Origin of the sequence: Stenotrophomonas sp. SAM-B (assembly GCF_013387485.1) — a bacterium.
Lineage (GTDB): Bacteria > Pseudomonadota > Gammaproteobacteria > Xanthomonadales > Xanthomonadaceae > Stenotrophomonas > Stenotrophomonas maltophilia_AA.
Genome location: NZ_JABBXB010000003.1, coordinates 323001 through 335380, shown reverse-complemented (window position 1 = coordinate 335380; position 12380 = coordinate 323001). Strand labels below are relative to the sequence as shown.

The window sequence follows — 12380 nt, the reverse complement described above, 5'->3', positions numbered from 1 at the left end:
TTAATCAGCGACCCGATTCGAGGAGCTGCACCACCTCGGTCGCGCTGACCGGGTGGCTGAGCCAGTAGCCCTGGGCCAGGTCGCAGCCGCGCTGGGCCAGCAGGTCGAACTGCACTTCCTGTTCGATGCCTTCGGCGACCACGGTGATCCCCAGCGCATGGGCCATGGCGATGATCGCCGTGGTCAGGGCCAGGTCGTCCGGGTCGCGCTGCATGTCGGCGACGAAACTCTTGTCGATCTTGACCCCGTCCACCGGCACCTGGCGCAGGTGGCTCAAGCCCGAGAAGCCGGTCCCGAAATCATCCAGCCAGACCTTGACGCCGGTCCGGTGCAGCTTGTCCAGCAGCGCCGCAGCCAGCATTTCATCGCCGATCACCGCCGTTTCGGTCAGCTCCAGGTGCAGGCGCGAGGCCGGCAGGCCGGTATCGCGCAGGCAGTCGGCGACCAGGGTCGGCAGTTCCCCGCCCCGCAGCTGGCGCGGTGACACGTTGACCGACACGAACAGGCCCTCGCCGTCCACGCCGGCCGGCCATTGCACCGCCTCGGTGCAGGCCGCGCGCAGGACCTTGGGGCCGATCACCTCGATCAGGCCGCTCTGCTCGGCCACTTCGATGAACACCGAGGGCGGAATCGTGCCGAGGGTCGGGTGCTGCCAGCGCAGCAGCACCTCCACCCCGACCATGCGACGGTCGCGGGTGCGGAAGATCGGCTGGTAGGCCAGCCGCAGTTCGCCGCGCTCCCAGGCACCGCGCAACTCCTGCTCCATGTGCACGCGGCGCTCGACCGCATGGTCCATCGCCCGGCTGTAATAGCGGTAACAGTTCTTGCCGGCCATCTTGGCCTGGTACATCGCGATGTCGCCGTTCTTCAGCAGCGTGGTGGCATCGGCAGCATCATCGGGGAACAGTGTCACGCCGATCGAGGTGCCCAGGAACAGCTCCCGGCCCTGCACCACGAGCGGCTTGCCCAGCTCGCGCACGAGGATCTCGGCCAGCTCGCGGGCCCCGGCGGCGACATCGCCCTCTCCGATCAGGATCACGAACTCGTCGCCGCCGAAGCGCGCCAACAACGCCTCGTCGCCGCCGGCCTGGGCGACCGCCGCGCTGATCCGCTGCGCGAACTGCAGTAGCGCCTCGTCGCCGGCCTCGTGCCCCAGGGTGTCGTTGACTCGCTTGAAATCGTCCATGTCGGCGAACAGCAGCCCCAGCCGGTGTCCGGAGGCGCGCGCCGCCATCAGGCGATGATCGAGCGCCTCGCGGAACGCCAGCCGGTTGGTCAGGCCGGTCAGCGCATCGGTATAGGCCATGTGCCGCACTTCGCGGTCATGCCGCGCGATTGCCTGGCTCATGCGGTCGAACGCACGCATCAACTCGCCGACCTCGTCCTGCCGGCGGCTCTCCGGCATCCGCAGGGTGTAATCGCCCGCCTCGATCTGGCGGGCAGCACCGGCCAGCCAACGGATCGGCGTGACCAGCGTGCGCTGCACGTAAATGATCACCACCGCGCCGATCCCGATCAACAGGCCGAGCATCAGCAGCAGCCACCCCAGATGGCGCTTGCCGACCTGCTGCAGGCGATCGCCCAAGGTCTGGTTGGCCTGCCGCTCCATGGCCTGCACATCGTCCAGCGCCATGCCCACGCGCACCCCGCCGATCCGCTGGTTGCCGATCATGATCGGCATCGCGTTGTCGAGCACCTTGGGCGAGGCCTGCACCACCAGTTCGCGTGCGCCGGCGGCACCTGCAGCGAGCGGGTCGGTCATGGGCTGGCCGAACTCCAGCACGTCCACCGTGCCATCGTGGATCAGCCGGCCCTGGTCGTCGAACACCAGCACATAACGCACCACCTGCTGCCGGGAGGTATTGCGCACCAGCGCCCCGACCTGCTCCAGGTCGTTGTAGTACAGCGGGTTGGCCAGCGCATCGGACAGCTCACGCGCCAGCGCTTCGCCCCGGCTGCGCACGCTGCGGTCGAACAGGTCATGGATGACCGTGCCACTGAGGTGCTGCACCTCCTCCTGCATCGTGGCCTGGCGCCCAAGCACCACGGCCACGATCGCCACCACGACCAGCATCGCGCCGCCCATCGCCAGCACGAAGCGGGCCTGCATTCCGGAACCCAAGCGACTCATTCCACTTCCATCCGCACGCGCGTCAAGCCTTGTTTCAATTCATCCAGCCGGTGCTGCATCTGCGCATCCACCCGGTGGAACCCGGAAGTACCAAAAAACGTCTTCAATGCCGGCCGTGCCTGCGGATCGGACGCGGCGTCCAGCAGCACCTGCTGCAGGCGGTCGCGCACCTGCGGGTCCAGGCCCTCGCGCACCATCTCGACCGCCCGCGGATACGGCGCGGTGCGATGGATGACGCGGAAATCGCGCAGGAAATTGGCGGGAATGCGCTTGCCATCGGACCAGTCCACGCTGCTCACCGCCCCCGCGTCGACCAGCCCCTTGTGGACGAACGTGGCGATGTTCGACTCCGACCGCGCGAACACGTAACCCACCGTATCCGGCGCGGCGACATCACCGATCGAGGCCAGTATCTCCGGCGTTTCGCCATGCTGCAGCAGGGTCATGACCGGCACCAGATACGCACTGGTGGACGCCACGTTCTGCAGGGCCAGGGTGTGCCCGCGCAGGTCTTCCAGGGTCTGGATGGGACTCTCGCGGCGCACGAAGAACACGGTGTGGTAGTCGCGCACGCCGCTGCGCTCGGTCAACAGCAGCGGTCTGGCGCCGCTGCGCAATCCCAGGGCCACGGCGGTGCCGGAGGTTTCGGTCACCCAGTCGACCCGGCCGCGGCGCAGGTAGCTGCCCATCTGCTGGGCATCGCGCGCCATGAGGATGCGGCCTTCGGTGATACCGACGTCGTGCATGCGGGGGATCACGTAATCGAGCAGGGGCTGCAGTTGCGCATAGTGTGACTTGGGGTCGTCACTGATCCGGCCCAGCACCAGGACATGGGCGGGCCCGGCCAGCGCCGGACCGGTCATCGCGGCGATGGCCAGACACAGCATTACGCTCTGCAGCAGCCTTCGCAGTCTCGACAAGCCCATCACTCCCCCCAAGGAATCGAGACAGACTACCCGAAAAAATGAGAACTGCGTCAGCTTACAGGGGCTTATTCGTCGCCAACCGCGCCATCCGCTGAGCGTCGGACAGGATGCCGCGCAGCAGCCGCACTTCCTGTTCGCTCAGTTCCGTCCGCAGGAACAGGCGGCGCAGCTTGCGCATCGCCGATTCGGGCGCACGGCCCTTGTGGAAATCGATCTCATCGAGGGTATCGCCGAGCTGGCCGAACAGGCCTTCGACCTGGGCATGGCTGGCCGGCGCTTCGCCGAAACCGGGCTCGGCCGGGGCAGCGACCGGGGCTTCGGCGGCGCCGAGGATCGCCATGCGCACTTCATAGGCCAGCACCTGGACGGCGGCGGCCAGGTTCAAGGAACTGAACTCTGGGTTGGAGGGAATGTGCACGGCCGCATGGCAGAGCTGCAGCTCTTCATTGGTCAGGCCGGTGCGCTCGCGGCCGAACACGAAGGCGACTTCGGCCGGCTCGGCGGCCTTGGCCAGCACCCGCTGGGCAGCCACGGCCGGCAGCAGTTCTTCCAGCTGCACCCGACGCGAGCGGGCGGTGCAGCCCAGCACGAAGCGGCAATCGGCCACGGCTTCGGCCAGGGTCGCCACGACCGGGGCGTCACCGAGGACATCTTCGGCGCCGGCGGAGCGGCGGAAGGCCTCTTCATCCAGCGGTTTTTCCGGGGCCACCAGGACCAGGCGGCCCAGGCCCATGGTTTTCATGGCCCGCGCGGCCGCCCCCATGTTTCCGGGGTGCTGGGTGCCGACCAGGACGAAACGGATGCGGGCGGGAGCGGTTTCAACGGACATGAACAGGCCAAATGGGAGCAGGACAGCGACAAATGGTAAACTGTGCGACCGGCCTCTGCGCCGGGACCGCTCTTTTCCCCCGCCAAACCCCTACTCTGCCTTTACGGGAGCTTTTCGCCATGCAGAAACCCGCCGTCACCGTCATGGTCAAGGCCGCCCGCCTCGCCGGCAACGTCCTGTTGCGCAACATCAACAAGCTCGAGGCGTTGAACGTCGTGCAGAAGGGCCGCATGGACTATGCCAGTGAAGTCGATGCAGATGCGGAAAAGGTCATCGTCAAGGAACTCAAGCGCGCCTATCCCGAGTACGGGATCATGGGTGAGGAAGGTGGCGTGCAGTCGGTCAACCGTTACATGTGGGTCATCGATCCGCTGGACGGCACCAGCAACTACCTGCGCGGCTTCCCCCATTACTGCGTGTCCATCGCCCTGGTCGAGAACGGTGAGCCGATCGACGCGGTGATCTTCGATCCGCTCCGCAATGAGCTGTTCACCGCAAGCCGTGGTGCGGGCGCGGTGTTCAACGACCGCCGTATCCGTATTGCCGAGCGCAAGGATCTGGGCGGCGCGATGATCCATACCGGCTTTGCCCCGCGTGAACGCCAGCGCACGAGTGCGCAGCTGAAGGCCGTCGATGCGCTGCTGGTGCAGGCGGAAGATGTGCGCCGCACCGGTTCGGCGGCGCTGGATCTGGCCTATGTCGCCTGTGGCCGCGCCGATGCGTACTTCGAGGCCGGCGTGAAGGCATGGGATATCGCAGCCGGCGTGCTGCTGGTCCGTGAGGCCGGTGGCCGGGTCTGCGATTTCAAGGGCGCGACCCCGGCCCGCATGGACAGCCGTGGTCCGGAAACCCAGCAGATCGTCGCGGGCAACGTGAAGATCAGCGATGCGCTGCAGAAGGTCCTGGTCAATACCGGCTACGCGGCGGAGTTCGACGCGAAGTTCTGATCGGGCGGGTTGCGATCTGCATGACGACGGCGCCTTCGGGCGCCGTCTGCGTTTGTGGGGCTGTCATCGTGCGCCCTGCTGGACGGGTCATCGCGTGCCTGGCTCGTCGTGCGTCGGTCGTGCCGACCGCTGGTCGGCTGCTCTTGAACGGCTGCGAACGGCAACGGCAGCACCTCCATAGCTGAGGGCCCGAGGCCGCGCCCAACAAAAACGCCCGGCGAAAGCCGGGCGTTCTGGTCAGCGCACTGCGGTGTGGGTTACACCACGGTGTTGTTGGCGGCGCGAAGCGCGGCGATGCGCTCGTCCAGCGGCGGGTGGCTCATGAACAGCTTCTTGGCAGCGCCGCCAGCGATGCCGAAGGCGGCGATCTGGGTCGGCAGGGTGCTCTGGCCGTGGTTGACCTTGAGGCGTTCCAGCGCGGCGATCATCTTCTGGCGGCCGGCCAGGTGGGCACCGCCGGCGTCGGCACGGAATTCGCGGTGACGGGAGAACCACATGGAAATCATGGTGGCGAACAGGCCGAACACCATTTCGAGCACGAACACGATGATGTAGTACGCGAAGCCGCGGCCGCCGCCTTCCCGGTTGCCGGACAGGGCGCTGTCGATGAAGCCGCCGACGATGCGGGCGAGGACGATCACGAAGGTGTTGAGCACGCCCTGCAACAGAGCCATGGTGATCATGTCGCCATTGGCGACGTGGGCGATTTCATGGCCGAGCACGGCTTCGGCTTCGTCTTCGCTCATGTTGTGCAGCAGGCCGGTGGAGACCGCGACCAGGGCCTTGTTGCGATTGGCGCCGGTGGCGAAGGCGTTGATTTCAGGGCCTTCATACACCGCCACTTCCGGCATGCCGATGCCGGCTTCGCGGGCCTGGCGTTCCACGGTGGCCAGCAGCCAGCGCTCGGTCTGGTTGCGCGGCTCGGTGATCACCACCGCGCCGGTGGAGCGCTTGGCCATGAACTTGGACAGCAGCAGTGAAATGAACGAGCCGCCGAAGCCGAAGATGGCCGCAAAGACCAGCAGACCGCTCATCTGGTTGGGATTAACGCCCAGTACCGACATCACGATGCCGGCCAGGATCAGCACCGCAAAGTTGGTCAGAAGGAAGAGAGCAATGCGACTGAACATGGGAAAAGGACGCTCGTGGGAGGTTGATGAGTGCAAATCTGCGGTGACTTCAGCTTGAATTCAAGTCGCAAACTGACCGACGATTCATAGTCCATGTCCGATCCCTCCTATTGCGGGCGCTTTGCGCCCTCGCCCACCGGCCCCCTGCACCCCGGCTCACTGCTGGCGGCGCTGGGCAGCTGGCTGCTCGCGCGCCACGCCGGCGGCCGCTGGCTGGTGCGGGTGGAGGACGTCGATCCTCCTCGAACGGTGCCCGGCGCGGTAAGCGGCCAGCTGGCCATGCTGGCCGCCTGCGGACTCATCAGCGACGGGCCGGTGGTGCATCAGAGCCAGCGCGACGCGCTGTATGAGGCGGCGCTGGAGCGGCTGCTGCGCGAGGACAAGGCGTTTGTCTGCCATTGCAGCCGCAGCGAGCTGGCCGCGCAGGGCGGCATCCACCACCGCTGCGTGGCCCGCGCCGAACGCGCGCACCCTGCCGTGCGGCTGCGGGTGCCACCGGGCAGCGTGGTCGGCTTCGATGACGGCCTGCAGGGCACGATCGTCCAGGACGTGCACGCCGAGGTCGGCGATGTGGTGCTGCGCCGGGCCGACGGCTACTGGGCGTACCAACTGGCGGTGGTGGTCGACGATGGCGCGCAGCACGTGACCGACGTGGTCCGCGGGGCCGACCTGCTCGACTCGACCCCGCGCCAGATCCTGCTGCAGCAGGCGCTCGAGTTGCCGACGCCGCGCTACCTGCATCTGCCACTGCTGCTCGGCCCCGACGGGCGCAAGCTGTCCAAGTCCGAGGCGGCGCTGCCGATCGACCCCGCCCGACCGCTGCCGGCCCTGCGCCAGGCGTGGCGGCAGCTCGGCCAGGACCCGACCATCGGCGCGGCGGTCGACGAGGTCGACCTTTGGCTGCCGCAGGCCGCCGCCGGCTTCGATCCGGCACGGTTGCCACCGGGCGACATTTCAACCCTGCATGCGGCTGGCGAGGCTGCCCCTTTTGCCCGCTGATGTTGCAGAATCGTTCTCCCCCTTGTTGGCCCTGCCTTTCGGAGTAGCTGCTCATGACATCTCGCGTCGCACTGGTCACCGGTGGTACCGGCGGTATCGGTACTGCCATCTGCCAACGTCTGGCCGACCAGGGCCATCGGGTCGCCACCAACTACCGTGACGAAGCAAAAGCCAAGGCCTGGCGCGAGAAGATGCTGGCCCGCGGCTGCGATGTGGCGATCTTCCCGGGCGATGTGTCCGACCCCGGCACCGCCGAGAGCATGGTGCAGGCCGTCGAAGCGGCGCTGGGCCCGGTCGAGATCCTGATCAACAACGCCGGCATCACCCGCGACACCACGTTCCACCGCATGCGCGCGGACCAGTGGCACGATGTGATCAACACCAACCTCAACTCGGTGTTCAACGTCACCCGCCCGGTCATCGAGGGCATGCGCCGCCGCGGCTGGGGCCGGGTCATCCAGATCAGCTCGATCAACGGCCTGAAGGGCCAGTATGGCCAGGCCAACTACGCCGCCGCCAAAGCCGGCATGCACGGCTTCACCATTTCGCTGGCGCGTGAGAATGCGGGCTTCGGCATTACCGTGAATACGATTTCGCCCGGCTACGTGGCCACCGACATGGTGATGGCCGTCCCGGACGAAGTGCGTGCCAAGATCATCGCCGACATCCCCACCGGCCGCCTCGGCAAGCCGGAAGAGATCGCCTACGCGGTGGCCTTCCTGGTCAACGACGAAGCGTCCTGGATCACCGGCTCCAACCTGGACATCAACGGCGGCCACCACATGGGGTGGTAAGGGCCCGGAGAAGGGCGAATTTGCTGCACCCCATGTTGCGCAACATAAATGCGGCCCCTTGCTACCTATGGCGGTTGCATAGGCTGCTGCACTGCGCCATGCTGCGCGCCTACTGTGATGAGTGACTGCTTCATGGCTGCGACCCGCATTATCAAGAAGTATCCGAACCGCCGGCTCTACGACACGGAAATCTCCAGCTACATCACCATAGAGGATGTGCGCCAGCTGATCCTGGATGGCGAGGACTTCGAGGTGCGTGACGCCAAGAGTGGCGATGACCTGACCCGCTCGGTGCTGCTGCAGATCATCGCCGACCAGGAGCAGGACGGCGAACCGATGCTGTCCACCCAGCTGCTCAGCCAGTTGATCCGCTTCTACGGCGACTCGCTGCAGGGCTTCATGGGCAACTACCTGGAGCGCAGCATGCAGGTCTTCCTGGACCAGCAGCAGCAGTTCCGCCAGCAGATGGGCAATCTCCTCGGCCAGACCCCGTGGGCGATGATGAACCAGCTGACCGAGCGCAACATGGAAATGTGGCAGGACTTCCAGCGCAACATGGGCACCGGCTTCGGCGGCCGCCCGGGTGGCACCGGAACGGGTACCGGCACAGGCACAGGCACGGGCACCGGCACCGGTGCCGGCAAGAAGCCGGAAACCCCGGCACCGGGCGCGGGCAAGACCCGCCGCTGAGCCCGGGCTCCCCGCACACAGAGAAAAGGCGCAGCCCACGGGCCGCGCCTTTTTTCGTTCAGGGGCCCGGCGATGTCACCGTCGCCGTCCGGCCAGCCCTGGCGCCATCCCGGCCGCGCGCATCAGCGCTTGGGCTTGGCGCAGCCGGTGCAGACGCGCTCGACCTTGTAGCCCTTGGCACGCAGCTTTTCCACCACGCCATCGTTGCCCAGCAGATGCAGGGTGCCGACCACCACCATCGTGCCGCCCTGCCCGGCCTGCAGGTGCTGCTGCAGCTTGGGCACCCAGGCGTCGTTGCGGTCGCTGTTGATGCGCTTGTAGAGCTGCGGGTACTGGCCACGCATTTCGGTGGCCATCGACGTCCACAGCAGCTTGTCGTCGCCCCGGCGCCAGGCATCGTGCAGCTTGCGGCCCATCTCGTCGCCCTTGCCGGCCTGCTCCAGCGCCTCGGCCACCATCTGCTGCTGTTCCTTGGCCGACATCCCCGACAGCACCGCGACCTGGGTATCGATGTCCTCCAGCCCGTCGGTCGCCTTGCCTGCGCTCGCGGCGCGGGACATGAAATGACGATCCAGGCCGAGCGCCGGGTCCAGGCCCATCTTGGTGAACTGGCTCAACGTGATGGTCAGGCCGACGAACCACGGCTTCATGCCCTGCAACTGGGCCAGCGGCAGCTTGTTCTCCTGTGCGTAGGCCTGGAGCCTGGTCCAGGTCGCCGCATCCAGATCGCGCTTGAGCTCCGAACCATCGGTACGCACCGCGGCCTGCACCATTTTCTGCGCCAGCTGCGGCGATTCCATGTCCTGCGGGGACAGCTCGAACACCACGCGCTGCGAGGCCGCGAACGCCGCGTCGACGACCGGCGAGAGCGGGTAATCGCTGGGCTGCAGCAGGTGGAACGAGCCCAACAGGTAAAGGCGGCTGTCGCCGGGGCCGGTCACTTTCCACAGCAGGGGAACCGGCGGCGTGGCCTTGGCCACGGGCGTGGCGGGCGCGGCCGGGCGTGCCTCGGCACCACCGGCACCGATCAACAGGCCCGCGGCGATCAGCATCGGGGACAACAGGCGCGACAACATCGACATGTTCAAGCCTCTCCTTCGGGAGCGTGGTACGCCTGCTCGCCTGCGTCCACGCGCAGGTCCAGGCGATTTTCAGGGGGCGTCAGCGGGCAGGTCGCGAACGGGGTGAACGCGCACGGTGGGTTGTAGGCGTGATTGAAATCGATCACCACGCGGCCCTGGTCATCGGGCGCGGGCAGATCCAGATAACGACCCGCCGGATAGCTGCCGTGGCCGCTGGTGCGGTCGCCGAAGATGACGAACAGGTCGCGACCCGGTTCGCCGATCGCTTCCAGCCGCCAGGTGCGGCCGTCGCGCTCGAATTCCAGCGCGCCGGCATTGGGCATGTTGGTGGTCAGCCCGGTGATGTCCACGATCGGCAGCGTCTTGCCGGCCGGATGCGGCACGAAGCGCGCGGTGACGCGCCAGGTGGGACCGCCCGGCCAGTAGGTCAGGCCGGTGAAGTTCGTCCGCGACGGCGCATCGGCATGCTTGACCCGCAGCGCGAAACGCTCGCCCCGATGGATCAGGCTGAGCTGGCCCTTGTCGTCGTCAAAGGCGATGACCGTCGGGGTGGGATCACGATCGCTGAAGAAGCGGATGCGGCCGGTGGCCGGTTTGCCGTCCACGCGCATCGGCACGCCACGCTCCGGCGTGAACCAGACAGTCGTGCCTTCACGCGCGACCATGCCGAGCTTGTCCGGGCCCACGGCGAGGCGGATGCCGCTGCCGGGCCCGCGACCGATGTAATGCGCTTTGTACTCCAGCCAATGCAGGCCGACCAGGCTGGTCCAGCCATCGGCGGCATGCAGCTCCTCGTAGCGCTGTTGCCGCCACTGCTGCTGTCCGGCTTCGAAGGCCGGATCGATGGCGACCTTGGCCGGCGCCGCCTCGTTCCTGCCGCCACACGCGGTCACGCCCACGGCCAGCAGCAACGCGGCGGCCCACACTCCCGAGTGCTTCCCCATGACCTTCCCCTCAACGTCCGCGCAGGAACCAGCGGTCGATTTCCGCCAGTGAAAAACGCGCCCAGGTCGGTCGGCCGTGATTGCACTGACCCGAGCGTTCGGTGATTTCCATGTCGCGCAACAGTCCGTTCATCTCCGGCACCGTCAGGCGCCGGTTGGCGCGCACCGCACCGTGACAGGCCATGGTGGACAACAGTTCGTCGCGGGCACTGGCGATGCGTCGGCTCTGGCCATGTTCGCGCAGGTCGGTCAGCACGTCGCGCAGCAGCGCCTCGGGTTCGGCATTGGCCAGCAGCGCCGGAATGCTGCGCACGTGCAGCGAGCCGGGGCCGGCACGGGTGATTTCAAAGCCCAGCGAGGTCAAGGTCTCGGCTTCGCGTTCGGCGGTATCGGCATCACGTTCGCCCACCGCCAGGGTGATCGGCACCAGCAGCGGTTGCGCATGCAGGCCCATGCCATCGTGCGCGGTTTTCAGGCGTTCGTAGCCGATGCGTTCGTGCGCGGCATGCATGTCCACCACGATCAGGCCTTCGGCGTTCTCGGCCAGGATGTAGATGCCATGCAGCTGCGCGATCGCGTAGCCCAGCGGTGGAACACCACTGTCGGCGGCGGTCACCGGCAGACCGTTTTCAGTCGGCATCGGCGGCAAGCTGCCCGCCGCCGGGGTTCCGCCGGGCGCGCCATACAGCGCTGCATAGGCGGATGGCGCATCGGCCACGCGCAGCCCCAGCGGTGATTGCTGCGGGCGCCAGTCGCCACCCATGCCACCACCGCCTGCTCCATTACCGGCGAGTGCATAGCCGGTGCCGCCGGAAGACGGCAGACCGTAGGCGGGCGCCGCAGTGGCAACACTCTCGGTGGCATGCACCTGCGGACCGGCCGCGGTCATGCCAGCGCGCGTTTCCGCCAAGGCTTCCTTGAGCGTGCGGTAGACGAAGTCATGGATCAGCCGCGAATCGCGGAAACGCACTTCATGCTTGGCCGGATGCACGTTGACGTCGACGCGGGTCGGGTCCAGTTCCAGGAACAGCACATACGCCGGCTGGCGGCCATGGAACAGCACGTCGCCGTAGGCCATCTTCACCGCGTGCGCGACGCTGCGGTCACGCACCGAGCGGCCGTTGACGTACAGGTACTGCTGATCGGTGCTGGCCCGCGAATAATGCGGCTGCGCGATCCAGCCATGCAGGCGCAGGCCGGCACCGCTGTGGTCCACGCGCAGCGCCTGGTTGGCGAAATCTTCGCCCAGCGTCTCGCCCAGGCGCGCGTCGGAATACAGATCACCGGGCTTGTAGCGACGCGAGGGTTTGCCATTGTGCGATACGCGCAGCTCGACATCCGGGCGCGCCAGCGCGAGCGAACGCAGCCACTCTTCGATATGGCCCAGCTCGGTGCGCTCGGCACGCAGGAACTTGCGGCGCGCCGGCACGTTGTAGAACAGCTCGCGCACTTCCACCGTGGTGCCGGGCGCATGCGCGCGTGGGGTCACTTCGCCGAGCCGGCCGCCTTCGATCTGCAGGGCGGAGCCGTGCTCGTCGGTGGCGCGGCGCGAACTCAGGGTGAAACGGCTCACCGAGGCGATCGACGGCAACGCTTCGCCGCGGAAGCCGAGCGTGGCCACCGATTCCAGATCGTCCAGGCTGGCGATCTTGCTCGTGGCGTGTCGCGACACCGCCAGCGCGAGTTCTTCCGGTGCGATGCCACCGCCGTCGTCGCGGATCCGGATCAGCCGCACGCCGCCCTCTTCCAGGTCGATATCGACCCGGGTGGCGCCCGCATCCAGCGCGTTCTCGACCAGTTCCTTGACCACGGACGCAGGGCGTTCGACCACTTCGCCGGCGGCGATCTGGTTGATCAGGATGTCGGGGAGCTGGCGGATGCTCATGCGCACCTCCCGGCAGCGGAGGT

11 protein-coding genes are annotated in these 12380 nt (G+C 67.3%); 4 read left to right on the top strand and 7 right to left on the bottom strand.

Going from position 1 to position 12380, the window contains the following annotated elements:
- Positions 1–4: 4 nt before the first annotated feature.
- The 3 genes from HH110_RS09250 to HH110_RS09240 all read right to left on the bottom strand — a co-directional run bounded on the left by HH110_RS09250 (position 5) and on the right by HH110_RS09240 (position 3886).
- Entirely contained in the window at positions 5–2131 is a 2127-nt protein-coding gene (locus HH110_RS09250) for a bifunctional diguanylate cyclase/phosphodiesterase (protein ID WP_176989397.1), read from the bottom strand.
- The gene (locus HH110_RS09245; protein ID WP_194243668.1) at positions 2128–3018 is read right to left on the bottom strand and encodes a phosphate/phosphite/phosphonate ABC transporter substrate-binding protein; all 891 of its coding nucleotides are present in this window, start codon (positions 3016–3018) and stop codon (positions 2128–2130) included. The genes HH110_RS09250 and HH110_RS09245 overlap by 4 nt, the downstream gene beginning before the upstream one ends.
- 94 nt (positions 3019–3112) lie before the next feature.
- A complete protein-coding gene (locus HH110_RS09240; protein ID WP_176989395.1) occupies positions 3113–3886 on the bottom strand; it encodes an RNA methyltransferase in 774 nt (257 codons plus the stop codon).
- A 119-nt stretch (positions 3887–4005) separates the two neighbouring features.
- On the opposite strand from HH110_RS09240, the gene HH110_RS09235 reads away from it, so the two are divergent.
- Positions 4006–4833: an inositol monophosphatase family protein gene (locus HH110_RS09235; RefSeq protein ID WP_019182815.1), complete on the top strand. Its 828-nt coding sequence runs from the start codon at positions 4006–4008 to the stop codon at positions 4831–4833.
- Between the two features lie 257 nt (positions 4834–5090).
- Here the strand turns inward: HH110_RS09235 and htpX are convergent, their stop codons facing one another.
- On the bottom strand, positions 5091–5963 hold the full coding sequence (gene htpX / locus HH110_RS09230; RefSeq protein ID WP_176989394.1) for a protease HtpX: 873 nt from the start codon (positions 5961–5963) through the stop codon (positions 5091–5093).
- A gap of 93 nt (positions 5964–6056) precedes the next feature.
- On the opposite strand from htpX, the gene gluQRS reads away from it, so the two are divergent.
- The 3 genes from gluQRS (at position 6057) to phaR (ending at position 8446) form a co-directional block, all read left to right on the top strand.
- Entirely contained in the window at positions 6057–6962 is a 906-nt protein-coding gene (gene gluQRS / locus HH110_RS09225) for a tRNA glutamyl-Q(34) synthetase GluQRS (protein ID WP_176989393.1), read from the top strand.
- 53 nt (positions 6963–7015) lie between these two features.
- Positions 7016–7756: an acetoacetyl-CoA reductase gene (phbB, locus tag HH110_RS09220; RefSeq protein ID WP_152153448.1), complete on the top strand. Its 741-nt coding sequence runs from the start codon at positions 7016–7018 to the stop codon at positions 7754–7756.
- 132 nt (positions 7757–7888) lie between these two features.
- The gene (phaR, locus tag HH110_RS09215; protein WP_176989392.1) at positions 7889–8446 is read left to right on the top strand and encodes a polyhydroxyalkanoate synthesis repressor PhaR; all 558 of its coding nucleotides are present in this window, start codon (positions 7889–7891) and stop codon (positions 8444–8446) included.
- A 122-nt stretch (positions 8447–8568) separates the two neighbouring features.
- Here phaR and HH110_RS09210 read toward each other — a convergent pair whose 3' ends face one another.
- Genes HH110_RS09210 through mutL form a run of 3 tightly spaced genes read right to left on the bottom strand, consistent with a single transcriptional unit; the run spans position 8569 to position 12357 of the window.
- Entirely contained in the window at positions 8569–9528 is a 960-nt protein-coding gene (locus tag HH110_RS09210) for a TraB/GumN family protein (protein ID WP_176989391.1), read from the bottom strand.
- A gap of 2 nt (positions 9529–9530) precedes the next feature.
- Positions 9531–10472, bottom strand: a complete 942-nt coding sequence (locus HH110_RS09205; protein WP_241696494.1) for a DUF1684 domain-containing protein — start codon at positions 10470–10472, stop codon at positions 9531–9533.
- Positions 10473–10482: 10 nt separating this feature from the next.
- Positions 10483–12357: a DNA mismatch repair endonuclease MutL gene (gene mutL, locus HH110_RS09200; RefSeq protein WP_176989390.1), complete on the bottom strand. Its 1875-nt coding sequence runs from the start codon at positions 12355–12357 to the stop codon at positions 10483–10485.
- Positions 12358–12380 lie beyond the last annotated feature (23 nt).